Below are 25,708 nucleotides of genomic sequence, written 5' to 3' on the forward strand. Positions count from 1 at the left end.
AGGTGAGCCGATCGCCGCATCATTTCGCTCTGCTGTCCAGACGGAACCGTTCATGTCCTTCCATAAATTGCTGATTGCCAACCGCGGCGAGATTGCCATCCGCATCGCGCGCGCCGCGGGCGATGCTGGCCTTGCGACGGTCGCAATCTACTCCGCTGACGACGCGCAATCGCTGCATGTCCGCGCCGCCGACGCCGCCCATGAAATCCCCGGGCGCGGCGCGCGGGCCTATCTCGATATCGAGGCGGTGATCGCAGCCGCCAAGGCGACCGAATGCGACGCCGTGCATCCCGGCTATGGCTTCCTCAGCGAGAATGCCGCGCTCGCCCGCCGCTGCATCGAAGAAAGCATCGTCTTCGTCGGCCCGTCGCCGGAAGTGCTCGATCTGTTCGGCGACAAGGCGCAGGCCAAGGCGCTGGCAAAAAAATGCGGCGTCCCTGTTATCGAGGGCACCAGCGGGCCGACCAGCCTCGATGAGGCCAAGGCCTTCCTGGAATCGCTCGGCGCAGGCGGCGCCATCATGATCAAGGCCATCGCGGGCGGCGGCGGCCGCGGCATGCGCATCGTCGACGACGCGGGCGGGCTGGAGGAGGCCTATGCGCGCTGCCAATCAGAGGCGATGGCGGCCTTCGGCAGCGGTGGCGTCTATGTCGAGCGCCTGATTCGCAATGCCCGCCACATCGAGGTGCAGGTCATCTGCGACCACCACGGCGCAATCAGCCATCTGTGGGAGCGCGAATGCACGATCCAGCGCCGCAATCAGAAACTCATCGAGGTCGCGCCGAGCCCGTCGCTGAACGACGCCTTGCGCACGCGCATCATCGATGCCGCCAAGGAACTTGCGGCCGCGGCGAACTACGACAATCTCGGCACTTTCGAATTCCTCGTCGACAACGACGCCAGGACCAGCGACAGGGCGTTTGCCTTTATCGAGGCCAATCCGCGGCTGCAGGTCGAGCATACCGTTACCGAGGAGGTGCTCGGCCTCGATCTCGTGCAGTCGCAGCTTGCGGTCGCGGCTGGCGCGACCCTGGGCTCGCTTGGGCTTGCGCAGGGCTATATCCCGAGGCCGCGCGGCTTTGCGATCCAACTCCGCGTCAACATGGAGGTGATGGACGAGACCGGCGCCACCAGGCCGACCGGCGGCACGCTGGCCGTGTTCGACCTGCCGTCCGGCCCCGGCGTGCGCGTCGATACGTTCGGCTATTCAGGCTACCGGACCAGCGCCGCCTTCGACTCGCTGCTCGCAAAGGTCATCGTGCATTCGCCGGGCGGCAACTGGACCGACGTGGTGCATAAGGCCTCGCGGACGCTGCGTGAATTTCGCATTGGCGGTGTCGCCACCAACGTTCCCTTCCTCGCGGCGATTTTGGCGCATCCGGATTTCGTCGAGAACCGTCTCAGCACCGGTTTTATCGACAAGCATGTCGCCGATCTGGTTGGCGAAACCAACACGACGGCGGAGACGGAACTGGTCGAATCCGGCAGCGCCGCCGATGACGAGACGCTCGCGATCGCGGTCGCGGCATCTGCAACCGGCCCGGCAGGTTCGGTCGCCGTGCCAGCGCCGCTGCAAGGCACGATCGTCGCTGTTGACGTCGAGGAGGGAGACCTGGTTCGCCCCGGTCAGCAGATCGCCGTGCTCGAATCCATGAAGATGGAGCATCTGGTCACGGCGCCGCAGGGCGGCCGGGTGACGCAGATCGCAGCCGGCTCAGGCGTGACGCTGATGCAGGACGAGCCGATCCTCTATCTGGAGCCTGCTGAGATCGACGCCCATGATGTCACCGAGGAGGACGATATCGATCTCGACCACGTTCGCCCCGACCTCGCCGAGTTGATCGAACGCCACGCCATCACGCTGGATGAAAGCCGCCCGGCCTCGGTCGAACGGCGGCGCAAGACCAACCAGCGCACGGCGCGCGAGAATATCGCGCACCTCGTCGATGAAGGCTCCTTCGTCGAATATGGTTCGCTCGCCATCGCTGCCCAGCGAAGACGGCGCACGGTCGACGACCTGATCCGCAACACGCCGGCCGACGGCCTGATCTCGGGCGTCGCCACGGTCAATGCGGAAAAATTCGGCGCGGACGCCGCCCGCTGCATGGTGATCGCCTACGATTACACCGTGCTCGCCGGCACCCAAGGCCACATGAACCACAAGAAGATCGACCGCATGCTGGGCTTGGCCGAGCAATGGCGGCTGCCGCTGGTGTTTTACGCCGAAGGCGGCGGCGGCCGCCCCGGCGATACGGACAGGCTCGGCATGACCGGCCTCGACGGGCCGTCCTTCGTGCAGTTCGCAAAACTCTCGGGCCTGGTGCCGGTGATCGGCGTCGTCTCCGGCTATTGCTTTGCCGGCAACGCTGCGATGCTCGGCTGTTGCGACGTCATCATCGCGACGGAGAATGCCTCGATCGGCATGGGCGGACCGGCGATGATCGAGGGCGGCGGGCTCGGCGTCTACCATCCGGCAGAAGTGGGGCCGGTGTCGTTTCAGTCGCCGAACGGCGTGATCGATATTCTGGTCGAGGATGAAGCGGAGGCGACATCCGCGGCGCAGAAATATCTGTCCTACTTCCAGGGCGCGGTCGCCGACTGGAAAGCGCCGGACCAGCGCCTGCTGCGGCGGGCGATCCCGGAGAATCGGCTGCGGGTCTACGACATCCGCAGCGTCATCGATCTTCTCGCTGATGAAGGATCGGTGCTCGAAATCCGCCGCGATTTCGGCGTCGGCATGATCACCGCCTATGTCCGTATCGAGGGAAAACCGTTCGGCCTGATCGCCAACAATCCAAAACATCTCGGCGGCGCGATCGACGCGCCGGCCGGCGACAAGGCCGCGCGCTTCATGCAGCTCTGCGACGCCTTCGACATTCCCATTATATCGCTCTGCGATACGCCGGGCTTCATGGTCGGCCCCGAAGCGGAGAAAACCGCGATCGTGCGCCACGTCGCGCGGATGTTCGTGACCGGCGCCAGCCTCACCGTGCCGCTGTTCGGCATCGTCCTGCGCAAGGGCTATGGCCTGGGGGCGCAATCGATGATCGGCGGCGGCTTCCACGCCTCGTTCTTCACGGTGGCCTGGCCGACCGGCGAGTTCGGCGGCATGGGGCTGGAAGGCTATGTGCGGCTCGGCTTCCGCAAGGAGATGGAAGCGATCGAGGACCTGGACGAGCGCGAGGACTACTACAAGGCCAAGGTCGCCGAGCTCTACGCCAACGGCAAGGCGGTTTCGATCGCCTCGGTGCTCGAGATCGACGAAGTCATCGATCCCGCCGACACAAGGCACTGGATCATGTCCGGCCTGCGCTCGGTGCCAAAGCCGGAGGTACGCGCGACCAAGAAGCGGCCGTGTATCGATGCGTGGTAGCGGTGATCCGTAGGGTGGGCAAAGGCGCGATAGCGACGTGCCCACCATTCAGCACCGAGCGCGTTTCGCTGTGAGCGCTTACCCTCCAGGGGAGGGTGCTACCCCAGCCTCAACTCATCATATCCCTTCGCCGCTACCGCATCGCACCGCGCGCGATACGCCGGCGCGCTGCCGCTGTAGCGGGCGACGATGCGCCTCTGTTTGCCTTCGACGTTGGAATTGATGCCGGTCATCCAGGAATTGACTTCGTTGGACAGCAAGCCTTCGCCGAGTGCCTTGACGTGATCGGTCCAGGATTTCACGCCCTCCGGCGTTGCCTCCAGCCGCGTAAGCTTGTTCTTCATCGCAAACCGAAGCAGCCCGGTCACCCAATCGACGCTGTATTCGATGCTGCGCGGGATGTTGCCGAGCGCGGTGTGCGGCCCCATCAGCATCAGCATGTTCGGAAATTCATGCACCATGATGCCGAGATAGGTCTCCGGGCCTTGTCGCCACTTGTCTTTCAACCGCGCGCCGCCAACCCCACGAAAATCGATCTTGTCGAAACTGCCGGTGATGGCATCGAAGCCGGTCGCATAGATGATGATGTCGAATTCGTAATCCCGTTCGCTTGTCCTGATGCCCTCAGGCGTGATCCGCTCGATCGGCGTCTCGTTGATGTCGACCAGCTCGACATTGTCCTGGTTGTAGACCTCGTAATAGAAGGTCTCGAGCGGCAGGCGTCGCGTACCGAAGCCGTGATTTTTCGGAATCAGCTTTTCCGCGACCGCCGAATTCTTCACGCGCTGCCGGATCTTGCGCGCGACGAAATCGGAGATCGTGGCGTTCGCCTTGCGGTCAATCAGTATGTCGCGAAAATTGCCCTGCCAGATGCCGAAGCCACGCTCGCCATAGAGCTTTTCATAAAACGCCTCGCGCTCCTCGTCGGATACCTCGAGCGCGCCGCGCGGGTCCGGCGTGTGCAGGAAGCAGGCGAAGGTTTCCTGGCAACGGGCGAAGATCTCGGGATAGCCGGCCTTGATCTTCTTCTGGGTTTCGGCGTCGATCTTGCCGTTGTGCAGCGGCGCGCACCAGTTCGGCGTGCGCTGGAATACGGTGAGATGGCCGACTTGCCCCGCAATGGTCTGGATGGTCTGCACGCCGGTGGCGCCGGTACCGATCACGGCGACGCGCTTGCCGGTAAAATCCACCGGCTCCTTCGGCCATCGCGCGGTGTGAAAGGAGGCGCCCTTGAAATCCTCGCGGCCCTCGATCCTCGGCAGGGTAGGCGTCGACAACGGCCCGATCGCGGTGATAACGAAGCGCGTACTGAAGCGGCTGCCGTCCTCGAGCGTAACGGTCCAGCTTCGCGTGTCTTCGTCGTAGACGGCCGCCGTGACCCGGCTCCGAAACTGGATATCGCGACGCAGGTCGAATTTATCGGCGACATAATTAAGATAGCGCAGCGTCTCCGGCTGGCCGGCAAAATGCTCCGACCAGTCCCATTCCTCCAGCAACTCCTTCGAGAACGAGTAGCCGTACGAATAGCTCTCGGAATCGAAGCGCGCGCCGGGATAGCGGTTCCAGTACCAGGTCCCGCCGACATCGGTCGCGGCTTCGAACACGCGCACGCGAAAACCCTGCTCGCGCAGCCGGTAGAGCTGGTACAGCCCCGACATGCCCGCGCCGATAATGATGGCGTCGTAGTCCGGAATCGGCGTCGCCTCCATGCTTGTATTTGGGCTGAAGCCTATCCGCTCCGATACCCGCAGACAAACCCCGCATCGACGCGTGGCAGGGTTGCAGGTTTGTCGTCGGCTGGTCGACTTTACTCGCAACCGCATCTGCCCCTATCGTCGGGGCTCAGATCGCCCGGCAAGCGGCGACGGTAGATGGGGGAAGGCGCGCATACTGCCAATCAGCATTGTGAGTTGATGATATACGTCGTCATTCCGGGGCGATGCGGAGCATCGAACCCGGAATCTCGAGATTCCGGGTTCATCGCTGCGCGACGCCCCGGAATGACGGAGAGAGAAAGCCCAAGGAACAAGAATGAAGCACGATCCCGTTGACGTCCTCATCATCGGTGCTGGCGCGTCCGGCGCGGCGGTGGCGTGGAGCCTGGCTGACACCAGGATGCATATCCTCTGCCTCGACCAGGGCGGCTGGATGAAGCCATCGGAATATCCGAGCACGGGGCGCGACTGGGAGGCGAAGTTTTATGGCGACTGGTCGACCAGTCCGAACATCCGCGGCCGTCCCGAGGACTATCCGATCAACGACGACAACTCGCCGATCAAGGTCGTGAACTTCAACGGCGTCGGCGGCTCGACGGTGATGTACACTGCGCATTGGCCGCGGCTGCATCCCTCCGATTTCAAGGTGAAGACGCTGGACGGCGTCGCCGATGACTGGCCGATCGATTACGACACGCTGGTGCCGTTCTTCGAGGAGAACGATCGGATGATGGGCGTCTCGGGTCTCTCGGGCGATCCGTTGTCGCCGCTGACGCACCCGCCGATGCCGCCGCAGCCGCTCGGACTTTCCGGCCCGCTGATCGGCAAGGCCATGAACAAGCTCGGCTGGCATTGGTGGCCGTCGGACACGACGGTCGCGACGATGGATTACGAGGGCCGGGCGCGCTGCATCAACCTCGGCCATTGTACGCCGGCCTGCGCGCAAGGCGCCAAAGCCTCGACCGACATCACCTATTGGCCGCAGGCGATCCGCGCCGGCGTCGAGCTCAAGACTCATTGCCGCGTGCGCGAGATCCTGACCAACGAGCATGGCATGGCCTCGGGCGTCGTCTATTACGACAAGGATGGCGTCGAGCAATTCCAGCCGGCCGAGGTCGTCATCATCGCCTGCAACGGCGTCGGCACGCCGCGGCTGCTCTTGAATTCGGTCTCCGGCCGCTTCCCGAATGGCCTGGCGAATTCATCCGGCCTGGTCGGCAAGAACCTGATGTTCCATCCCTATGCGCAGATCTACGGTTTCGTGAAGGAGCCGACCGACTCTAACCGTGCACCGCCGACCTGCCTCTGGAGCAAGGAGTTTTACGACACCGATCTCTCGCGCGGGTTCGTGCGCGGCTACGGCATCCAGTTCGGCCGCGGCGCGGGGCCGGTGTTCGAAGCTGTCGCGAGCGAGCAGAAGGGCATTTTGCCATGGGGCGCGGACCATCACCGCGTGTTCCGGAAGCTCAACGGCCATCGGCTCGCGGTGTCTGCGATCTGCGAGGATCTGCCCGAGGAGCACAACCGCGTCACGCTCGATCCCGTGCTGAAGGACGGCCACGGCATCCCCGCGCCGAAGATCGACTATACGATCAGCGAAAACAGCCGGAAGATGATGGAGCATGGATTGGCGCGCGGCCGGGAAATTCTCGAGACCGCCGGCGCCACCGACATCTGCATCAACAACCCGATTCCCTGGGGCGGCTGGCATTTGCTCGGCACCGCGCGGATGGGCACCGATCCTGCGCGCTCCGTCGTCAACGAATGGGGCAGGTCGCACGACGTGAAGAATCTCTTCATCGTCGACGGTAGCGTGTTCGTCACGTCGGGCGGCGTGAACCCGACCTCGACCATCCAGGCGATCGCGCTCTATGTCGCCGACCAGATGAAGCAACGCCTTGCCAACCTCTTCGATTGAGACCGCGATGTCCGCAGCCAATGAACTGACCGCAGCCCAACGCGACGACCTCCGCACCGTCGCTGCGATGATCATTCCCGCCAGCGATGAGTATAAGGTGCCCGGCGCCGACGATCCCGCTGTTCAGGCCGACATGCTGGCGACGCTCGGCCGCGATACTGCGCAGGTGGCGCAGGCGCTCGATCATCTGGCGCGTCTGGCCGGCCAGCCGTTGGCCGAACTTGACGCGGCGCGGCGCGATGCCGTCGCGCAGGAGTTCCGCGCTACCGGCGGCGTTGCGGCCGCGACGCTCGTTCGCGTCGTGCTGCAATGCTACTACCGCGATGACCGCGTGCTGCGCTCGCTCGGGCTCGAGTTGCGTGCCCCGTTCCCGAAGGGGCATGTACTGCCCGAGGGCGATTGGTCGCTGCTCGATCCGGTCAGGGCGCGAGGCGGCAAGCTGCGGGTTTCCTGAAGCGGAGGCGGAGCAGGCCTGCGCACGCGCCGCGGCTCTTGCGCATCCGGTTCCCGGCCACCATTTGAGGAAACCGAAGGAATCTCACCATGTTGGATATTACCTCAGATATCGCCGATGACGGACTGTCATCGCGAACGGCCGAGCCTGCCCGGGACAATGACCGGGTTTTGCTCGATGCCTATTCCAATGCCGTAATCGATGTGACCGACCGGGTCGGTCCCGCAGTCGTGCGCGTCGAAACCGGGCCGAAGGTGCGCAGTGTGCGTGAGCGCGGCGGACTTGGCTCCGGCATCGTCATCTCGCCCGACGGTCTCGTGCTGACCAACAGCCATGTGGTCGGATCGTCCAAGGAGATCCGGCTGCGCGACATCGAAGGCTTCGTCACCGATGCCCACGTGCTCGGCGTCGATCCCGACACTGACCTTGCCTTGCTGCGGGCCGACGGCGCGCGCGATCTGCGCTACGCCTCGCTCGGCAATTCGAAGACGCTGCGGCGCGGCCAGTTGGTGGTCGCGATCGGCAATCCGCTTGGGTTCGAATCGACTGTGACCGCCGGCGTGGTGTCGGCGCTTGGCCGCTCGATCCGCTCGGTGAGCGGCCGGACCATCGAGGACGTGATCCAGACCGACGCGGCGCTCAATCCCGGCAATTCCGGCGGGCCGCTGGTGTCGTCGGCGGCGGAGGTGATCGGCATCAACACTGCGATCATCAGCGGCGCGCAGGGCATCTGCTTTGCGGTCGCCAGCAACACCGCGCAGTTCGTGCTGTCCGAGATCATCCGCCACGGCTATGTCCGCCGCGCCTATATCGGCGTCGCAGGCCAGACCGCGCCGATCCCGCGGCGGCATGCGGTGGTTGCCGGCGTCGACAACAAGATGGGCGCGCTGCTGGCGCAGATCGAGCCGGACAGCCCGGCCGCGAAGGCGGGATTGTTGCCGGGCGATGTCGTGATCAAGCTCGACGGCGTCGAGATCAACGGCGTCGACGATCTGATCCGCGCCCTCGACCGCGACCGCATCGGGCGGACGCTCGCGATGGATGTATTGCGAATGGGACGGCTGCGCGGGATCGATATTCATCCGGTCGAGCGGAAGCGGGCGAGGCAGTGACGTGCGCGCTGCTTTACCCGCCCCTCGAGGGGGCGGGTCGACGCGCGCATAGCGCGCGGCGGGGCGGGGTGACAGTCTCTCCACATCCAACGGTGCACGCGTGGATAGACCGTCACCCCGCCCCGTCTCGCATTGCGCTGCGCTTCATGCGAGCCGACCCGCCCCCTCAAGGGGCGGGTGAAGAGACCGGTGTGTGTCGCCGCTACTGCTGCAACGCTGCCAGCAAATCATCCGGCGCTTCGGCCATGATCATGTGGCCGGCGCCGGGAACGACGACGATCCGCGCATTCGGCGTCGCCGCCGCCAGCGCCTTGCCACCCTTGGCTGGCGTCATCATGTCGCGCTCGCCGAGAATGAAGGTGACGGGCACCTTGACCTGCGCGGCCGCAGCGAGCGCGTTCTGATAGGAATTGCAGGCATTGAGATCGCTGTAGAGCACGCCCGGTCGCGTCTGCTGCAGCACGCGCTGCGCGCCCTGATGCATCCACAGTCCCGGCGCGAGGCTGCCGCCGAGCTCGGCCTTGAAGCCGAGGCCCCAGATCGAGACCATGTCGATGGCATCAGGGTTGTTGACCTCGGCGGCCTTGAGCAGATCTGGCCCGACCGTCATCGCAGCAGCGGTGCCGATCAGGCTGAGGCCGGACACCTTGTGGGGATGTCGCGCGGACGTCTCCAGCGCGATCAGCGAGCCCATCGAATGGCCGATGAGCTTCGCCTTCGGCGCACCGGCCGCGTCGAGCAGCGCAGCGGTCCAGTCGGCCATGTCGGCGATGGTCGGCAGCGGGCTGCCTCCCGAACGGCCATGGCCGGGCAAATCGGGCGCCAGCACGGAGTAGCCGTGATGGGCGAACCAGCGGCTGTGCAGCGCCCAGGTCGAATGATCGAACCCCGCACCGTGCAGCATCACCACCGCAGGCAGCGACGGATCGAACGGGCGGCCGCCGGTCGCAACAAACGTATCAGCACCGTTGACGGAAAGCTGCATGGGGTCAAACCTTCTGCGATGCGCGAAGCGCCTGGCCGAGATCGTCGATGATGTCGGAAACGGCCTCAATTCCGATCGACAGCCGCACCAGCTCCTCGCCGACCCCGGCGGCCTTCAACTGCGCGGCATCCATCTGCTGATGCGTGGTGCTGGCGGGGTGAATGACCAGCGTCTTGGCATCGCCGACATTGGCGAGATGGCTGATCATCCGCAACGACTCGATGAATTTCTTGCCCGCTGCGCGGCCACCCTTGATGCCGAAAGAGACGATCGATCCGGCGCCGCGCGGCAACAGCCGCTTCGCGAGCTGATGGTCGGGATGATTTTCCAGCGCCGGATGCAGCACCCACTCGACCGCCTTGTTGGCGCTCAGCGCCTCGAGCACCGCAAGCGTGTTGCTCATGTGGCGCTCCATCCGCACGCCGAGCGTCTCGACGCCCTGCAGCAGTTGAAAGGCGTTGGTCGGCGACAGGCAGGCGCCGAAGTCGCGCAGGCCCTCGGTACGGGCGCGCATGATGAAGGCGGCCTGGCCGAACTGCTCGTCGAAGACGATGCCGTGATAGCCGGCATAGGGCTCGGTGAGCTGGGGGAACTTGCCCGAGCCGTGCCAGTCGAACCGGCCGCCATCGACGATGACGCCGCCGATCGCAATGCCGTGGCCGCCGATCCATTTGGTCGCCGAGTTCATCACGATATCGGCGCCGAGCTCGATCGGGCGGCTGAGGAACGGCGTCGCAAAGGTGTTGTCGATCAGGAGGGGAATCCTGGCGTCATGCGCGATCTGCGCGACCGCCGGAATATCCAGCACTTCAAGCCCGGGATTGCCGATGGTCTCGCCGATCACCAGCCGCGTGTTTGGCTTGATCGCAGCGCGGAATTCATCGAGCGCGCGCGGTTTGACGAACGTTGTCGTGATGCCGAAGCGCGGCAGCGTGTGCGCCAGCAAATTGATGGTGCCGCCATAGAGCGAGGCGGACGCGACGATGTGGTCGCCGGCATTGAGGATTGTTGCGATCGCCAGATGCATCGCGGCCATGCCGCTCGCCGTGCAGATCGCGCCGACGCCGGATTCGAGCGCGGCGAGCCGTTCCTCGAGCACCGCGGTCGTCGGATTGGAGATGCGAGTATAGATATGCCCGGCGCGCTCCAGGTTGAACAGCGCCGCAGCGTGGTCGGAGTCCTGGAACACGTAGGAGGTGGTCTGATAGATCGGAACGGCACGGGCGCCGGTTGCGGGATCGGGGCGCTGGCCAGCATGCAGGCTCAGGGTCTCGAAGGCAGGCGGTTTGGGTGCGGGCATGCGGGGCTCGTCAGATCAAGTGGTGGCGGGAAAGTATGTGATGGCTCAGACGTGCACGGCGGTGCGGACGCGGCCGGCGTTGCCGAACACGCGCAAATAACGTTCGATCTCGGACGGCGTGCCGGTGGCCTTCTCGGGATTATCCGACAGCTTGACCGCCGGCCGCCCATCGACCGACGTTACCTTGCAGACCAGCGAGATCGGATCGAGATCGGCGGATCCGTCCGGCGCGCAGCCGACGAAATCATTGGTGAGGTTGGTGCCCCAGCCGAACGAGATGCGGACGCGTCCGGCGAAGTGACGATAGGTCTCCTCGATCGAATCGACATCCATGCCGTCGGAGAACACCAGCAGCTTCTCCTTAGGCTCGCGGCCCTTCTGCTTCCACCACTTGATGATGTCTTCGCCTGCCGTGATCGGCGGCGCGCTGTCCGGGCGGAAGCCGGTCCAGTCGGCGACCCAGTCCGGCGCATCGCGCAGGAATGTTTTGGTGCCGAAGGCGTCGGGCAGGGCGATCAAGAGGTTGCCGCCGTAGGTGTGTCGCCACTGATCGAGGATGCGATAGGGCGCCCAGCGCAGCTCCTCGTCGGAATTGGCAAGCGCGGCCGCGACCATCGGCAATTCATGCGCATTGGTGCCGATCGCTTCGAGATCGTTGTCCATCGCCAGCAACACGTTGGAGGTGCCGGTGAAAGAGGGGCCGAGCCCCTCCTTGACGGCCTCGACGCACCAGCGCTGCCACAGATGGCCGTGGCGCCGGCGCGTGCCGAAGTCCGACAGCCGGAGGCCCTCGAGCTTGCGCAGCCGCTCGACCTTGGACCACAGCTTGGCCTTGGCGCGGGCATAGAGCACGTCGAGCACGAAGCGTCCCTGACCCTTGGTCGCCTGCCGCGAGCGCAGCTCATTCATGATCGCAAGCGCCGGGATTTCCCACATCGTGGTGTGGGTCCACGGCCCGTGGAAGTGCAACTCGTACTGGCCGTCGACCTTGTTGAGCTCGTATTCGGGCAGGCGGAAGTTGGCGAGCCAGTGGATGAAGTCCGGCGAGAACATCTGGGTCTTGCCGTAGAACGTGTTACCGGCGAGCCAGATCAGCTCCTTCTTGGTGAAGCGGATGGTGCGCGCGTGGTCGAGCTGTGCGCGCAGTTCGCCCTCATCGACGATCTCGGCGAGGCGAACCTGCCGGGTGCGGTTGATGACCGAAAAGGTGACGCGCTGTTCCGGGTAAAATTCCCGGATCATCTGCAGCATCAAAAGCTTGTAAAAATCGGTATCGAGCAGGCTGCGCACGATCGGGTCGAGCCGCCAGCCATGGTTATAGGTCCGGGATGCAATATCGGTAACTGCCATGGCGGAACTTTACCGTGCCGCGGGCCGCCCAACCAGTGGGTTTTGCCGGCGGCATGGCAGCTCAGCGCGCTATTCCTGCCGGATACGGCCGATCGCAGCAGGAATATCCTTCCAGACCGGCTTATCGGGGGCAAATTGTTGCCTCAGATAGGCGACCAGCTCAGCGATTTGGCCGTCGCTCAGGCTGTCCTTGAAGGCCGGCATATAGCCGAGGTCGGTCGTCGCCGGTTTGGCGATGCCGTGCAGGATGACCTGGATCAGATTGTCGGGCACGGTGCTGTGCAGATTGCTGTTGAGCGCCAGCGATGGCCGGCTGCCGAACAGCGGCGCGCCGCCGACCTCATGGCAGACCGCGCAGGCGCCCTGATAGAGCCGCGCGCCGACGCTGGAGGCCGCAAGCGTTCGCGTGCCCGTCGAGACTTCGAGCCTGACGGCAAGCGCTTGCTGCGCCGGGCGATCGATCGCGGTCTCGTTGAACGAGGCGAGATAGACCGCCATGGCGCGGATGTCGGCATCAGGCAACGCCGCGAGTTCCTTCACCACCGGCGCCATTGGCCCCGCGGCGACGCCGTGAAAGCGCGACTCGCCGGTTCGCAAATACGCGTACAGTTCGTCCTCGTTCCACGGGATCGGCGCCTGCGACAACGAGGTCAGCGCCGGCGCTTCCCAACCTTCCGCAAATCCGCCGGCGAGATAGGCGTTCGCCTTCTCCGCGCCGAGCGCATTGCGCGGCGAATGGCAGGCGCCGCAATGGCCGAGGCCTTCGACGAGATAAGCGCCGCGATTCCAGATCTCGGATTTTGCGGGATCTGGCTGGAACACGGCGGGTGTGTGGAACAGCGCATTCCATCCGGCCATCAGCGGGCGCAGGTTGAACGGGAATGCCAGCGCATTGGCCGGCGTCTCCGCGCGCACCGGCGACTGCGCCATCAGATAGGCATAGAGCGCCTGCATGTCGGCATCGGTGGTCCTGGCGAAATGCGGATAGGGGAATGCCGGATAGAGATGCCGCCCGTCGCGATGGATGCCCTCGCGCATTGCGCGCTCGAAGGCGGGATAGGACCATGCGCCGATTCCGGTTTCGACATCGGGCGTGATGTTGGTCGAATAGATTGTGCCGAACGGTGTCGGCAGCGGCCGGCCGCCGGCGTTGAGCACGCCATTCGCAGCGGTGTGGCACACCGCACAATCGCCGAGCGCGGCAAGTTGCTCGCCGCGGGCGATGGTCGCGGCCGAATAGACCGAGGCGTCGGGCCGCGCGATTGGCGCGATCGCTCGCCACGGCAACACGGCGGCGCCGATGCCGACCAACGCCGCGCACAGGGCTGCGGCGGTGGCGAACACACCGCGCCGTCCGGCGAACGGATTGTGCCATCGATTGAGATCAGGCTGCGGCGCGGATGCTGGCGCAGGCAACGCCTCGGCTGCCGCCGGCTCTTCGCCGCACAGCCCCTGCAAGATGCGTTCCGGGGTGAACGGCAATTCGCGAAAGCGCACGCCGGTCGCATCATAGATCGCGTTGGCGATGGCGGCTGCGCTGGGGACGGAGGCGGACTCGCCGACACCGAGCGGCGGCTGATCCTGTCGCGGCAGCATCAGCACGTCGATCTCAGGCACCTCGGGAAACTTGATGATGGGGTAGGCGCCCCATTCGCGCGCCGTCACGGAGCTACGATCGAACGACACTTCCTCCATCAGCGCGCGGCTGGTCGACTGGATGACGTTGCCGTGGATCTGGTGGCGCACGCCGTCTGGATTGATCATCAGGCCGGAGTCCTGGCCTGCCACGACCCGCGTCACGCTGACATCGCCGGTCGCCTTGTTCACCGCGACGTCGGCGATCCACGCCGACCACGCTGCGCCATAGCCGGGAAACTTGCTGTGCACATAGAGCGCATAGGCAAAGCCGCGCCCACGCACGATATCGCCTTCGGCCTGCTTCTCCTCGCGCACCGGCCGCGGTTTCCAGCCGCCGCGTTCGGCCACCGCATTGACGAGATCGATCGCGCGCGGATCCTTCAAATAGCGCAGACGGTACTCGATCGGATCAACACCAGCCTCGCTGGCGCATTCGTCGATCCAGGATTCATGCGCAAAGGTGTTCGGCAGCGCCGAAACGCCGCGCAGCCAGGAGGCGCGCACGATCGGCGGCATGTCATTCGCTACCACGCGCAGATTCTCGTAATCATAGGGCGGGATCGCGGTGCGATCGCCCATCTCGAAGACAGCGGGTGTATGCGGTACGGCGCCGGTCAGCAGCAGGGCAAGCGTCGGAGCGCCGTTCGATGGATAGCGTGTCGCAAAATCATAGCCGGCAACGCTGCCATCGGCATTCAATCCGCCGTTGACATCCATCAATTGCGCGGTGCCCTTCGGCTCCCAGGTGTGCTCCTGCTCGCGCGTCAATTGCACGCGGACGGGCCGGCCGACGGCGCGCGACAGCAGCACCGCGTCGGCGGAAACATCATCGGCGCAGTTGCGGCCATAGCAGCCGGCGGCCTCCAGCCGGATCACCTCGATCTCGGCTTCGCGCCGGTGGATCAGCCGCGCCAGATCGGTGCGCAGATGATGCGGGTTCTGCGTGCCGGACCAGACTCGCGTCACATCCTCCTGAAAATCCGCAACCGCGCAGGACGGGCCGATCGAAGCGTGCATCTGGTAGGGCCAGATGTAGGTTCGCGGCATCGGCTTGGTGGCGCCGGCGATTGCCGCATCGACGTCACCCTTGTCGATCAGCTTGCGTGGCGTCGATGGATTGGCGCGCAGCGCGGTCGCGATGTCCTTGAGGTCGGGCAGCGTCGGCACCGGCTTCCAGCTCACCTTGAGCTGCGCCGCCGCCTTGATTGCATTCTCCTCGCGCTCGGCGACGACGCCGACGAAGTCGCCGATGCGAACGACCGCGACAAGCCCGGGGATGTCGCGCACGGAGCCCTCGTCGACCGCGATCAGGCTGTTACCGATGAAGTCGCCGACATCGACGCCGGCATAGGGCGGGCGAACGACGCGGCCATGCAGCATGCCGGGCACGCGCATGTCGTGCACGTAGACCAATTCACCGGTCGCCTTCGCCGGAAGATCGACGCGCGGCACCGATCGGCCAACGATGCTATAGGCGTCGACGGACTTCACTGGAACGTCGTCGGCGAGTTCAAGGCGAATGGTCTCGCCCGCAATCAGTTCGCCGTAACTGACGCTGCGATTGTCCTTGCCGCGGACGAGGCCGTCTTCAATGACGAGGTCCTCGGCCGAAAGCTCCAGCCGCTCGGCGGCACGCGCGAGCAGAAACTGCCGCGCCTGCGCGGCAGCCTTGCGCAACGGTACGGCCGTAATCTGAATTGTTTCGCTCGCAATCGTCGCGCCCTGATTGGGAACGAGAGCTGTGTCGCCGAGCACGACCACAACGCGGGCAAAGGATACGTCGAGCTCTTCGGCGACGATCTGCCCGAGCGCGGTGCGGATGCCGGTGCCGAGATCGACGTGGCCGTTATAGGCGGTGACCGATCCATCTGCCGTGACCTTGATGAAGGTCTCGAACTCGACGGCCTCGACCGGCGATGCCCGACGCACGACGGACAGCGTGCCTTGCAACCGCTCGCGATTCTCAACCGTGTCAGGGACCGTCATCGCGTCTGCGCCTCAACGAGACGGCCTGCGGCGCGCATTGCCGCGCGCATGATTTCGACATGCGCGCCGCAGCGGCACAGATGATGGCGCAGTGCTTCCAGTACGTCGTCTTCCGATGGGTGAGGGGAGCGCAGCAACAGCGCCTTGGTGGTAATGATCATGCCGTTGAGGCAATAGCCGCATTGCGCCGCTTGTTCGCTGATAAACGCTTGCTGCACGGGATCGGGATGCTCGCGCGTGCCGAGGCCTTCGAGCGTCACGATGTCGCGCCCGACGCAGCCCTCGATCGGGATCACGCAGGAACGCGCGGCGACGCCGTCGATCAGCACGGCGCAGGCGCCGCATTCGCCGAGCCCGCAGCCGTATTTCGGTCCGTTCAGTTCGAGGTCGTTGCGGAGCACGTAAAGCAATGCAGTGTCGAGCGCGGCGTCAACGTCGTGAACCTTGCCGTTGACGGTCAGGCGCATCATGCTCTCCCGAAGTCCTCGTTGCGCTGCAAAAACCGCACTGGATGCTTCGCGAAAGATACCGTTTGTGTACAAACGTGCAAGCCGCGCGATCCCGCGCTGCAGCGCGCTGCTCGCTTTATGAACAGAGCGGCGAGGCAAATGAGGTATTATGCGGCAAGCGGGGCGTTTCGCAGCGGGAGCGGCTTGACAGTGTTCCAGTCCGCGCGCAACATCATTCGTATACGAACAAATGGTCGGACCCGCGAAGAAACGGGGTATGATCGGCGCCTTCCCGACTGCAGGCTTGTTCATGACTGACGAGACCGTTGCCACTGGCGACAAGATCCGCTGCGATGCCTGTCCGGTGATGTGCTACATCAAGCCGGGCGCGGCAGGTGCGTGCGATCGCTATGCCAACCATAATGGCGAGCTGGTGCGCGTCGATCCGCATATCGTGCTGGAGCGAACGGTGTCGCACGGCGGGCGGCTGGTGCCGTTTCAGGCCGGTGGCGACTGGGACGGCAAACTCGTCCACGAGCCCAACGTGTTCGTCACCGCGATCGGCGCCGGAACAACCTATCCCGATTACAAGCCGGCGCCCTTCATCGTGTCATCGGAGATCGACGGCGTCGACATGGTCACGGTCGTGACCGAAGGCATTTTCAGCTATTGCGGCGTCAAGGTGAAGATCGACACCGACCGTTATCTCGGCCCCGAGACGGCGACCGTCCGCGCGGAAGGCGAGGCGATCGGCCATGTGACGACCAGCGAATATGGCTCGCAGATGCTTTCGCTCGGCGGCGTGCATCATCTGACCGGCGGTTCCAAGAAGGAGGGCCGCGTTACCTGCGACGCGCTGATGGACCTTTCCAACTGCAAGCCGGTGGAACTGACGATCGACGGCGGCGCCACGGTGGTGGTGCAGGCCGGCCATCCGCCGATCGTCAACGGTGTTGCCGAAGAGCGCATGCGGGTAGGCTGCGGCTCGGCGACCATCGGCATGTTCGCCAAGCAATGGCACGGCAAGGTCGACGAAGTCGTAGTCGTGGACGACCACATCACCGGCGTGCTCTCGGAACACCAGGCTGGCAAGCTGCTCGATATTCCCGATACCGGGATCAAGATGAAGGGCCGGCGCTCGACGCCCGGCCGTTACTTCCAGGTCGCCGATCCCGGGACGGGGTGGGGCGGCACCAATATTTCCGACCCGCTGTCGGTGCTGGGACCGTTCAATCCGAAGGAGGCGCGGCCTGGGCTCACCATGCTGATGGTCTCGACCACTGGCGAGCACGCGGCCTATTACCAACTCGACGAGGCGTTGCGGCCGATCGAAAAGCAGATGCCGGCCGACCTCCAGTTCTCGGTCGAGCGCATCCAGGAAAATTGCGAGCCGGCGCTGTGCACGGTGCTGTTCATGGGCGGCGCCGGCGGCTCGCTGCGCGCCGGCGTTACCGACAATCCGGTGCGGCTGACGCGGTCGGTCAAGGACGCGCTGACGCGGGTCACCAGCGGCGGCGCGCCGGTCTATGTCTGGCCCGGCGGCGGCATCACCTTCATGGTCGACGTCACGCAAATGCCGGCCGGCGCGTTCGGCTATGTGCCGACGCCGGCGCTGGTGGCGCCGATCGAGTTCACGCTGAAACTGTCCGATTACGCGGCGCTCGGCGGCCACATGGATCATGTACGCCCGCTGGCATCGTTGCGGGAGAACAGCGGGTTCCGCCCGATGCCCAACATGCCGGGACGGCGCGCATGAAACGGCTCCCGCAAATCGCGCTTCTTCCTGACGGCAAGCGGCTGCATTTGCAGGACGGTCCGATCGACCTGATCATCGAGGCGAAGGGAAGTGAAGGCAACGTGCGCGCCGCTTATGAGGCCGCCGCGCGGCGCTTCACCGGCCTGCTCGATGAACTCTGCGAGGAGTTGATCGAACTTCGAAAAGCCGCCGATCCGGCGCGAAGCGCGCTGAACGGTGTCGTTGCGCGCCGCATGCATGCGGCGGTGGCGCCGTTTGCGGGCGCGCACTTCATCACGCCGATGGCGGCGGTGGCGGGCAGCGTCGCGGAGGAGATTCTTGGCGCGATGCTGGGCACGGCGCGGCTCGATCGTGCCTACGTCAACAATGGCGGCGACATCGCATTGCATTTGACCGGTGGCGAGCAGTTCATGGTGGGACTGATGGACCGACCGAACCATCGTGGCGTGATGCAAACCATCACTATCGAAGCCGATGATCCGGCACGCGGCATCGCGACCAGCGGGCGGCATGGCCGTAGTTTCTCGCTCGGGATTGCCGATGCCGTTACCGTGCTGGCTCGAACGGCGGCGCAAGCCGATGCCGCAGCGACCATCATCGCCAATGCTGTCGATCTGCCCGGTCATCCCGCCATCATCCGCTGTCCGGCCAATGAATTGCAGCCCGACAGCGACCTCGGCGCGCGCCTCGTCACCCGCGACGTCGGCGTGCTCCGGGAAAGCGAGATCGACGATGCGTTAAGGGCAGGGGTAAGCCGGGCACAACAATTGCTTGCGGCGGGATTGATCGAAGGTGCGGCCTTGCGTCTACTAGGCGAGACGGCCGTGGTGGGTGCAACAGGGATCAAGGCGGGCGCGTTGCCAACGTTTCATGGAAACGCACCAGAAAGAACAGCGCATGTTTGATCGGGAGCGAGGCTGACAGATGAGCGCGATTATTCGCAAGATTGTCACGGTGGTCGAGGAAACCCATCTTGAGATGGGACAGAAGATTGCACCGCCGACGCGGCGGGCCGCGGCGATCGCTGTGATCGACAATCCGTTTGCAGGCCGGTATGTCGAGGATCTCTCGCCCTTGATCGAAATCGGCGAGGAGCTTGGCGAATTGCTCTCGAAGAGAGCAGTTGCCGCGCTCGGCATTGAGGGCGGCAAGGCGCACAGCTACGGCAAAGCGGCTGCGGTCGGAGAAAACGGCGAACTCGAGCATGCGGCAGCGATCTTGCATCCCAAAATGGGCGCACCGGTGCGGAAAGTATTGGGCAAGGGCGCGGCGCTGATTCCGTCGTCGAAGAAACGAAGCGGCCCAGGGACGACGCTGGATATTCCGCTCGGCCACAAGGACGCGGCTTTCGTGCGCAGTCATTTCGACGGCATGGAAGTGCAGATCAACGATGCTCCCCGCGCCAACGAGATCATGGTCGCGGTCGCCGTCACCGATAGCGGCAGGCCATTGCCGCGTGTCGGCGGGCTGACGGTTGCGGAAGTCAAAGGCGAAGACGGCTTGAGATAATGAGATCAACATTGGAGGTAGGGATGCGACGGAGACATTTGCTGGGAGCAGGATTGGCGATCGCGGTCGCCGGCATGGCTGGCAGCGCCATGGCGCAGAGCGAGATCAAGGAAGTCAAGATCGGCGAGATCAACAGCTATTCGCTGTTGCCGGCCTTCACCGAACCCTACCGCAAGGGCTGGCAGCTCGCAGTCGAGGAAATCAATGCCGCGGGCGGCATCAACGGCAAGAAGCTGGTCGTCATTTCCAAGGACGACGGCGGCAAGCCGGCGGATGCGCAGACCGCAGCCAACGAGCTGGTCTCGAGCGAGAACGTCGCGATGCTGGCCGGCACGTTCCTGTCCAACATTGGTCTCGCCGTCTCCGACTTCGCCAACCAGAAGAAGGTGTTCTTCCTCGCGGCAGAACCTTTGACCGACGCCATCACCTGGTCGAAGGGCAACCGCTACACCTTCCGCCTGCGTCCCTCCAACTACATGCAGGCCGCGATGCTGGTGGAGGAAGCCGCCAAGCTGCCGGCCAAGCGCTGGGCGACGATTGCGCCGAACTATGAATACGGCCAGTCGGCGGTCGCGGTGTTCAAGAAGCTGATGTCGGAGAAGCGGCCCGATATCCAGTGGGTCGACGAGCAGTGGCCGCCGCAGGGCAAGATCGATGCAGGTCCGGTGGTGCAGGCGGTCGCCGCGGCCAATCCCGAGGCGATCCTCAACGTCACCTTTGGCGCCGACCTGGTGAAGCTCGTGCGCGAAGGCAATACCCGCGGCCTGTTCAAGGGACGTTCGGTAGTGTCCTTCCTCACCGGCGAGCCGGAATATCTCGATCCGCTGAAGGATGAGACGCCGGAGGGTTGGATCGTCACGGGCTATCCCTGGTACGACATCAAGACGCCGGATCACGACAAGTTCCTGAAAGCCTATCAGGCCAAGTACAAGGACTATCCGCGCCTCGGCTCGATCGTCGGTTACCAGACCATCAAGGCGGCAGCGGCGATCCTTGCGAAAGCCAATTCAACCGATCCGGAGAAGCTGATCGCCGCGACCGAAGGCCTGTCGATGCCGTCCCCGTTCGGCGAAATCACCTTCCGCAAGATCGATCACCAGTCGACGCTCGGGGCCTATGTCGGCAAGACCGCGCTGAAGGACGGCAAGGGCGTGATGGTGAACTCGGTCTATCGCAAGGGCGCGGATTATCTCCCGAGCGATGCGGAAGTGGAGAAGCTCCGCCCGAAGCAGTGAGCTTTGGCTGAGGTCGGGGGCCTTCATAGTTCGAGCCGCGCGGCGATGCCGCGCTGCTCACCATGAGGGTCTAAGAGGACCTCTCGATCTATGACCTCATCCTGAGGAGGCGCGAAGCGCCGTCTCGAAGGATGAGGGTCCTGCTCTGACGATTGCCCTAACCCGGACCGCCAATGGCTTTCTACTTCGTTCAGTTCCTGACCGGTCTCGCCAGCGCGGCGTCGCTGTTTCTGGTCGCGTCGGGGCTGTCGATCATCTTCGGCGTGACGCGGATCGTGAACTTTGCCCATGGCGCGTTCTATATGCTCGGCGCCTATGTCGCGTTCACGCTGACCGAGCGGTTTTCCGGCGCGCTCGGCTTCTGGGGCGGCATCGTCGTTGCGGCGCTGATCGTTGCCATCATCGGCGTGCTGGTCGAGATGGTGCTGCTGCGGCGGATCTATCATGCGCCGGAGCTATTCCAGTTGCTGGCGACATTCGGCCTCACCTTGATGGTTCAGGACATCGTCGTGATGATCTGGGGCCCGGACGATCTGCTCGGCCGTCGCGCACCCGGCTTCAAGGGCGCGGTCGATTTTTTCGGCCAGAACATTCCGAGCTACGACCTGTTCCTGATCGCGCTCAGCCCGATCGTGCTCGGTGTGCTGTGGCTTCTGTTCCAGCGCACGCGCTGGGGCGTCTTGGTGCGCGCGGCGACGCAGGATCGCGACATGGTGGCGGCGCTCGGGGTTAATCAGAAATGGCTGTTCACCAGCGTGTTCGCGCTCGGCGTCTTTTTGGCCGCGCTCGGCGGCGCGTTGCAGATCCCGCGCGATGCGGTGCATCACGCGCTCGACCTTCGCATCATCGTCGAAGTGTTCGTCGTCGTTGTGATCGGCGGGCTCGGCAGCATCATCGGTGCCTTCGTCGCCGCCGTCCTGGTGTCCGAACTCAACGCCTTCGGCATTCTCATTTTCCCGAAGATCTCCATCATCCTGGTGTTCCTGGTGATGGCGGTCGTGCTGATCGTGCGGCCGTGGGGACTGTTCGGCAAGCCGGAAGCCATCGCGCGCCGCACGCCGGGCCTGACCGTCAATCCGTGGCGGCCGCTCACCTCGGGTGAACGGTTGATGTCACTGGGCGCACTGGTCCTTGCGGCCACGATGCCGTTGTTTGCCGGCAACTACGCGCTGACAGTCGGATCGGAAATCGCGATCTTCGTCATCTTCGCCGCCAGCCTGCATTTCCTGATGTCGGTCGGCGGGCTCGCCTCGTTCGGCCATGCCGCCTATTTCGGGCTTGGCGCCTATGGCGTCGCATTCCTCGCCAAGGCGGCGGGATTGCCGATGATCGTTTCGCTGCTGCTCGGCCCGGTGCTGGGGCTGCTGGGTGCTGCGGTATTCGGCTTCTTCGCCGTGCAACTCTCCGGCGTCTATTTCGCGATGCTGACGCTGGCCTTTGCGCAGATCGTCTGGTCGATCGCGTTCCAGTGGGTCGAGGTGACCGGCGGCGACAACGGCATCTTGGGTGTGTGGCCAGAGAGATGGGCGGCGAGCCCCGCTAATTTCTATTGGTTGTCGCTCGGCATCACGGCGCTCGTGGTCACTGTGCTCCGGGTGATGGTGTTCTCACCGTTTGGCTTTGCGCTGCGCGCAACGCGGGACTCGCCGCTGCGTAGCGAGGCGATCGGCATCAATGGCAAGCGCGTGCAGTGGACGGCTTTCGTCATATCAGGAACGGTGGCGGGCATCGGCGGCGCATTGTTCGCCTATCTGAAGGGAAGCGTCTTCCCGGACAGCGTCGGCATCTCGCTCTCTGTGGATGCGCTGGTCATGGTTCTGCTCGGCGGCGTCGAGACGGTTTCCGGCGCGGTGATCGGCGCCATCGTGTTCAAGGCGGCCAACATCTGGCTGGTCAGCCAGACCGATCTCTCAAAACTGGTGCTGGGCGGCTTCATCGTGCTGATGGTGGTGGCGTTCCCCAAGGGGATCGTCGGGACGCTGGAGACGATCCGGAATCGCCGGCGATCCTCCGAAGCCAAAAAATCTGCGCTGGTCACCTCCCGGATCGAGGTTGCCGAATGAGCATGGTCCCAACATTGCTGTCAGTCGAGGCCTTAAGCAAATCCTATGGCGGCGTGCACGCGGTGCGCAGCGTGTCGTTCGAGCTGCGTGCGGGCGAAATTCTGGCGCTGATCGGGCCCAACGGTGCGGGAAAAAGCACCTGCTTCGACATGCTCAACGGCCAGAACATGCCGGACAGCGGGCGGATCCATCTGCTCGGCGAGGATACGGTCGGCCGCAAGCCGCGCGCGATCTGGCGGCTCGGCGTCGGACGCACGTTCCAGATCACGGCGACGTTTCCGACCATGACCGTGCGCGAGAACGTGCAGGTCGCACTCGTGTCGTATGGCAGGCAATTGTTCAACCTCTGGGGCTCGACCGCGGCTTACGCCCGCGAGGAGGCGGGCCGGCTGCTCGACCTCGTCGGCATGGGCGCCTATGCCGAGCGTCCGTGCGGTGAGCTTGCCTATGGCGACCTCAAGCGACTGGAGCTTGCGATCGCGCTCGCCAACCAGCCCAGGCTGCTGCTGATGGATGAGCCCACCGCTGGCATGGCGCCGCGCGAACGGATCGAGCTGATGCGGCTGACCGCAAGCATCGCCCGCGAACAGGCAATCGGCGTGCTCTTCACCGAGCACGACATGGATGTGGTGTTCGAACATGCCGACCGCATCCTGGTGCTCAACCGCGGCAGCCTGATCGCCGAAGGCTCGCCCGAGGAAGTCCGTGGCAATCCGCAGGTGCGCGCGATCTATCTCGGCGAGGGACTGGTCTACGACGCGCGTCATCGCGAGGGAGCCGGCGCATGAAGCTGCAGGTCGCCGATCTCAACAGCTTTTACGGCCCGGCGCATATCCTGTTCGATATCGCGCTCGAAGTCGGCGAGGGTGAAGTAGTGGCTTTGCTCGGCCGCAACGGCGCCGGCAAGTCGACCACCTTCCGCTCCATCGTCGGCCTGGTCGAGAGCCGTTCGGGACGGATCGTCTTCGAGGGCAAGGATGTCTCTCGCGAGCCGACGCATGCGATCGTGCGCAGCGGGCTCGGCTATGTGCCGGAAGAGCGGCGCATCTTCACTGATCTTACGGTTGAGGAAAATCTCGAAGTCGGCCGCCAGCCAAAACGGCCGAACGCACCGCACTGGACGCGCGAAAAGCTGTTCACGCTGTTTCCGAACCTCGGCGAGATGCGTAATCGGCCGGGCGGGCGGATGAGCGGCGGCGAGCAGCAGATGCTGACGATTGCGCGGACCCTGATGGGCAATCCCACGCTGGTGCTGCTCGACGAGCCGTCGGAAGGGCTGTCGCCGAAAATTGTCGAACAGATGGTCGATGCCATCCTGGCGATGAAGAAGGAAGGCGTCAGCATCGTGGTCTCGGAGCAGAACCTGCATTTCGCGCGGCTGATTTCGGACCGCGCCTACATCATCGAGCGTGGCAAGATTTGCTTCGGCGGCACGATGGCCGAACTCGACGCGCGGCCGGACGTCCGGGACGCGCATCTGTCGCTGTGATCGGCGAGGGGAAGGGCGGGGAACGCAGATGGGAAGGAGTGTTTCGCCGAAACGGAGCGTCAAGCCGCCGCGCCCGTCCTACATTCTCGACGAACAGATCGGCTTCATCCTGCGTCAGGTCTGGCAGCGCCATGCCACCATCTTCGCCCGCGAGATCGGCATCAACCTGACGCCGACACAATGGGCAGCGCTCGCCAAGTTGACCGAGACCGGACCATGCTCGCAGAACCTGCTCGGGCGGCTGACGGCGATGGATGTGGCGACCATCAAGGGCGTGATCGACCGCCTCACCGCGCGCGGCCTGACCGAGACCAGCCCGGATCCCGAGGACGGCCGCCGCCTGCTCGTGAGTCTGACACGCGCCGGCCAGCAACTGGCCGAGAAGGCCGCGCCGAATGCGCTGGCTATCAGCCGCGAGACGCTGGCGCCGCTCGACGCAAAAGAGCGCGAGACGCTGATCGCGCTGCTCGACAAGCTGCGGTGAAAGATCCGCGCTAGAGCTTGATGAAATTGGGTTTGATTGCGACCACGAAGAAGGTGCGCTCCCTCTCCCGCTTGCGGGGGAGGGCTGGGGTGGGGGTGTCTCCGCAGGGGACACTGCCCGCGTGGAGAGAGCCCCCACCCGGCGCTTCGCGCCGACCTCCCCCGCAAGCGGGAGAGGTGAAGCGCGTCTGCGGCCAAATCGATCTAACCAAAAATCACCGTGCGCTAGATCAGGGCCAGCACCAGCGCTATGGCGCCCACCAGAATGAGGCTCAATGCCCAGGATGTATCCAGGTTGAACCAGCTCTGCGATATGAACTGGAGGCCGAGATAGCGGTAGGCGATCCACGCGCAAACTCCGCCGGCGGCGACCATCGCGATGGCGTGGACGGTGGCAACCAGCACGGCCATGCCGAGATTGGCGTTGATGAGAGTGCCGGCGGCCGCGTGGCCGCCGTCGAGCTCGGCTTGCCGGCAGAGCCCGAGATAGATCGGCACCAGCATCAGCGCGGCGCCATGTGCCAGCGCCACGGCAAAAGACCAAAGCCCCAGTTGCGCCGGCGATATCCGCGCGAGGACTTTTGGATGGCGCCGGTTGGCCAACCGGAACAGGCCGAAGGCGATAACAAGGACGCTGGCGCCGATCTGGATCGTGCGCTGCCACTCGACGATGGCAACGAGCAGCGCGAAGGGAAGGAGTACGAGCAGCATAGCGAGCAGATGGCCGGCCGTGAGCGGCCCAAGTGCGGCCACCAGCGCACGCGGGCTCCGCTCCATCAGTCCAGCCGAAACGGCGAGCGGCCAGCCCATGCCCGGGTTGACGCCGTGGTAAAGGCCGCTCGCGATGACAGCCAACCAGAGCCAGGCCGGTGTCCAGTCGGCTGCACTCAAAT

The 25,708-nt window shown here is 64.6% G+C and carries 19 protein-coding genes; 12 read left to right on the top strand and 7 right to left on the bottom strand.

The window, feature by feature from the left end; all coding sequences use genetic code 11:
• Nucleotides 1-52 precede the first annotated feature (52 nt).
• Nucleotides 53-3,373 (top strand): carboxyl transferase domain-containing protein, encoded by a 3,321-nt coding sequence (locus V1292_RS17330; RefSeq protein ID WP_334373933.1) that lies wholly within the window; start codon nucleotides 53-55, stop codon nucleotides 3,371-3,373.
• A gap of 98 nt (nucleotides 3,374-3,471) precedes the next feature.
• Here V1292_RS17330 and V1292_RS17335 read toward each other — a convergent pair whose 3' ends face one another.
• Complete coding sequence (locus tag V1292_RS17335; RefSeq protein WP_334373934.1) at nucleotides 3,472-5,082, bottom strand: flavin-containing monooxygenase; 1,611 nt, start codon at nucleotides 5,080-5,082, stop codon at nucleotides 3,472-3,474.
• Between the two features lie 322 nt (nucleotides 5,083-5,404).
• Here V1292_RS17335 and V1292_RS17340 point away from each other — a divergent pair, with 322 nt between their 5' ends.
• The 3 genes from V1292_RS17340 (at nucleotide 5,405) to V1292_RS17350 (ending at nucleotide 8,572) form a co-directional block, all read left to right on the top strand.
• Nucleotides 5,405-7,006 carry a GMC family oxidoreductase gene (locus V1292_RS17340; protein ID WP_334373935.1) on the top strand — a complete coding sequence of 534 codons (1,602 nt, stop codon included), beginning with the start codon at nucleotides 5,405-5,407 and terminating at the stop codon, nucleotides 7,004-7,006.
• Nucleotides 7,007-7,013: 7 nt separating this feature from the next.
• On the top strand, nucleotides 7,014-7,460 hold the full coding sequence (locus V1292_RS17345) for a hypothetical protein (RefSeq protein WP_334373936.1): 447 nt from the start codon (nucleotides 7,014-7,016) through the stop codon (nucleotides 7,458-7,460).
• 89 nt (nucleotides 7,461-7,549) lie between these two features.
• On the top strand, nucleotides 7,550-8,572 hold the full coding sequence (locus V1292_RS17350; protein WP_334373937.1) for a S1C family serine protease: 1,023 nt from the start codon (nucleotides 7,550-7,552) through the stop codon (nucleotides 8,570-8,572).
• 202 nt (nucleotides 8,573-8,774) lie between these two features.
• Here the strand turns inward: V1292_RS17350 and V1292_RS17355 are convergent, their stop codons facing one another.
• The 5 genes from V1292_RS17355 to V1292_RS17375 all read right to left on the bottom strand — a co-directional run bounded on the left by V1292_RS17355 (nucleotide 8,775) and on the right by V1292_RS17375 (nucleotide 16,298).
• Nucleotides 8,775-9,557, bottom strand: a complete 783-nt coding sequence (locus V1292_RS17355) for an alpha/beta fold hydrolase (protein ID WP_334373938.1) — start codon at nucleotides 9,555-9,557, stop codon at nucleotides 8,775-8,777.
• A gap of 4 nt (nucleotides 9,558-9,561) precedes the next feature.
• Complete coding sequence (locus V1292_RS17360) at nucleotides 9,562-10,857, bottom strand: O-acetylhomoserine aminocarboxypropyltransferase (protein ID WP_334373939.1); 1,296 nt, start codon at nucleotides 10,855-10,857, stop codon at nucleotides 9,562-9,564.
• A 45-nt stretch (nucleotides 10,858-10,902) separates the two neighbouring features.
• Nucleotides 10,903-12,207 (bottom strand): nicotinate phosphoribosyltransferase, encoded by a 1,305-nt coding sequence (pncB, locus tag V1292_RS17365; protein WP_334373941.1) that lies wholly within the window; start codon nucleotides 12,205-12,207, stop codon nucleotides 10,903-10,905.
• 69 nt (nucleotides 12,208-12,276) lie between these two features.
• The gene (locus V1292_RS17370; protein ID WP_334373942.1) at nucleotides 12,277-15,831 is read right to left on the bottom strand and encodes a molybdopterin cofactor-binding domain-containing protein; all 3,555 of its coding nucleotides are present in this window, start codon (nucleotides 15,829-15,831) and stop codon (nucleotides 12,277-12,279) included.
• On the bottom strand, nucleotides 15,828-16,298 hold the full coding sequence (locus tag V1292_RS17375) for a (2Fe-2S)-binding protein (protein WP_334377081.1): 471 nt from the start codon (nucleotides 16,296-16,298) through the stop codon (nucleotides 15,828-15,830). The genes V1292_RS17370 and V1292_RS17375 overlap by 4 nt, the downstream gene beginning before the upstream one ends.
• A 292-nt stretch (nucleotides 16,299-16,590) precedes the next feature.
• Between V1292_RS17375 and V1292_RS17380 the strand changes: the two genes are divergently transcribed.
• The 8 genes from V1292_RS17380 (at nucleotide 16,591) to V1292_RS17415 (ending at nucleotide 24,816) form a co-directional block, all read left to right on the top strand.
• Entirely contained in the window at nucleotides 16,591-18,036 is a 1,446-nt protein-coding gene (locus V1292_RS17380; RefSeq protein ID WP_334373943.1) for a 6-hydroxynicotinate reductase, read from the top strand.
• Complete coding sequence (locus V1292_RS17385; RefSeq protein WP_334373944.1) at nucleotides 18,033-18,941, top strand: UPF0280 family protein; 909 nt, start codon at nucleotides 18,033-18,035, stop codon at nucleotides 18,939-18,941. The genes V1292_RS17380 and V1292_RS17385 overlap by 4 nt, the downstream gene beginning before the upstream one ends.
• A 19-nt stretch (nucleotides 18,942-18,960) precedes the next feature.
• A complete protein-coding gene (locus V1292_RS17390; protein ID WP_334373945.1) occupies nucleotides 18,961-19,545 on the top strand; it encodes an amino acid synthesis family protein in 585 nt (194 codons plus the stop codon).
• Between the two features lie 23 nt (nucleotides 19,546-19,568).
• Nucleotides 19,569-20,780 (top strand): ABC transporter substrate-binding protein, encoded by a 1,212-nt coding sequence (locus tag V1292_RS17395; protein WP_334373946.1) that lies wholly within the window; start codon nucleotides 19,569-19,571, stop codon nucleotides 20,778-20,780.
• A 173-nt stretch (nucleotides 20,781-20,953) separates the two neighbouring features.
• Complete coding sequence (locus V1292_RS17400; protein WP_334373947.1) at nucleotides 20,954-22,843, top strand: ABC transporter permease; 1,890 nt, start codon at nucleotides 20,954-20,956, stop codon at nucleotides 22,841-22,843.
• The gene (locus V1292_RS17405) at nucleotides 22,840-23,631 is read left to right on the top strand and encodes an ABC transporter ATP-binding protein (RefSeq protein ID WP_334373949.1); all 792 of its coding nucleotides are present in this window, start codon (nucleotides 22,840-22,842) and stop codon (nucleotides 23,629-23,631) included. Before V1292_RS17400 ends, V1292_RS17405 begins: the two co-directional genes overlap by 4 nt.
• Nucleotides 23,628-24,332 (top strand): ABC transporter ATP-binding protein, encoded by a 705-nt coding sequence (locus V1292_RS17410; protein ID WP_334373950.1) that lies wholly within the window; start codon nucleotides 23,628-23,630, stop codon nucleotides 24,330-24,332. The genes V1292_RS17405 and V1292_RS17410 overlap by 4 nt, the downstream gene beginning before the upstream one ends.
• Nucleotides 24,333-24,360: 28 nt before the next feature.
• Nucleotides 24,361-24,816: a MarR family winged helix-turn-helix transcriptional regulator gene (locus tag V1292_RS17415; protein ID WP_171577799.1), complete on the top strand. Its 456-nt coding sequence runs from the start codon at nucleotides 24,361-24,363 to the stop codon at nucleotides 24,814-24,816.
• A gap of 224 nt (nucleotides 24,817-25,040) precedes the next feature.
• Here the strand turns inward: V1292_RS17415 and V1292_RS17420 are convergent, their stop codons facing one another.
• Nucleotides 25,041-25,706, bottom strand: a complete 666-nt coding sequence (locus tag V1292_RS17420; protein ID WP_334373951.1) for a hypothetical protein — start codon at nucleotides 25,704-25,706, stop codon at nucleotides 25,041-25,043.
• Between the last annotated feature and the right edge of the window lie 2 nt (nucleotides 25,707-25,708).

Origin of the sequence: Bradyrhizobium sp. AZCC 1719 (assembly GCF_036924525.1) — a bacterium.
In the GTDB taxonomy this organism is placed as follows: Bacteria; Pseudomonadota; Alphaproteobacteria; order Rhizobiales; family Xanthobacteraceae; genus Bradyrhizobium.

What these genes read in the sequence shown, in the direction of transcription:
- V1292_RS17335 (WP_334373934.1), bottom strand. Translation starts at nt 5,082, where the DNA reads ATGGAGGCGACGCCGATTCCGGACTACGACGCCATCATTATCGGCGCG.
- V1292_RS17375 (WP_334377081.1), bottom strand. Translation starts at nt 16,298, where the DNA reads ATGCGCCTGACCGTCAACGGCAAGGTTCACGACGTTGACGCCGCGCTC.
- V1292_RS17415 (WP_171577799.1), top strand. Translation starts at nt 24,361, where the DNA reads ATGGGAAGGAGTGTTTCGCCGAAACGGAGCGTCAAGCCGCCGCGCCCG.
- V1292_RS17350 (WP_334373937.1), top strand. Translation starts at nt 7,550, where the DNA reads ATGTTGGATATTACCTCAGATATCGCCGATGACGGACTGTCATCGCGA.
- V1292_RS17390 (WP_334373945.1), top strand. Translation starts at nt 18,961, where the DNA reads ATGAGCGCGATTATTCGCAAGATTGTCACGGTGGTCGAGGAAACCCAT.
- pncB (WP_334373941.1), bottom strand. Translation starts at nt 12,207, where the DNA reads ATGGCAGTTACCGATATTGCATCCCGGACCTATAACCATGGCTGGCGG.
- V1292_RS17345 (WP_334373936.1), top strand. Translation starts at nt 7,014, where the DNA reads ATGTCCGCAGCCAATGAACTGACCGCAGCCCAACGCGACGACCTCCGC.
- V1292_RS17330 (WP_334373933.1), top strand. Translation starts at nt 53, where the DNA reads ATGTCCTTCCATAAATTGCTGATTGCCAACCGCGGCGAGATTGCCATC.
- V1292_RS17370 (WP_334373942.1), bottom strand. Translation starts at nt 15,831, where the DNA reads ATGACGGTCCCTGACACGGTTGAGAATCGCGAGCGGTTGCAAGGCACG.
- V1292_RS17395 (WP_334373946.1), top strand. Translation starts at nt 19,569, where the DNA reads ATGCGACGGAGACATTTGCTGGGAGCAGGATTGGCGATCGCGGTCGCC.
- V1292_RS17400 (WP_334373947.1), top strand. Translation starts at nt 20,954, where the DNA reads ATGGCTTTCTACTTCGTTCAGTTCCTGACCGGTCTCGCCAGCGCGGCG.
- V1292_RS17405 (WP_334373949.1), top strand. Translation starts at nt 22,840, where the DNA reads ATGAGCATGGTCCCAACATTGCTGTCAGTCGAGGCCTTAAGCAAATCC.
- V1292_RS17360 (WP_334373939.1), bottom strand. Translation starts at nt 10,857, where the DNA reads ATGCCCGCACCCAAACCGCCTGCCTTCGAGACCCTGAGCCTGCATGCT.
- V1292_RS17380 (WP_334373943.1), top strand. Translation starts at nt 16,591, where the DNA reads ATGACTGACGAGACCGTTGCCACTGGCGACAAGATCCGCTGCGATGCC.
- V1292_RS17340 (WP_334373935.1), top strand. Translation starts at nt 5,405, where the DNA reads ATGAAGCACGATCCCGTTGACGTCCTCATCATCGGTGCTGGCGCGTCC.
- V1292_RS17385 (WP_334373944.1), top strand. Translation starts at nt 18,033, where the DNA reads ATGAAACGGCTCCCGCAAATCGCGCTTCTTCCTGACGGCAAGCGGCTG.
- V1292_RS17410 (WP_334373950.1), top strand. Translation starts at nt 23,628, where the DNA reads ATGAAGCTGCAGGTCGCCGATCTCAACAGCTTTTACGGCCCGGCGCAT.
- V1292_RS17355 (WP_334373938.1), bottom strand. Translation starts at nt 9,557, where the DNA reads ATGCAGCTTTCCGTCAACGGTGCTGATACGTTTGTTGCGACCGGCGGC.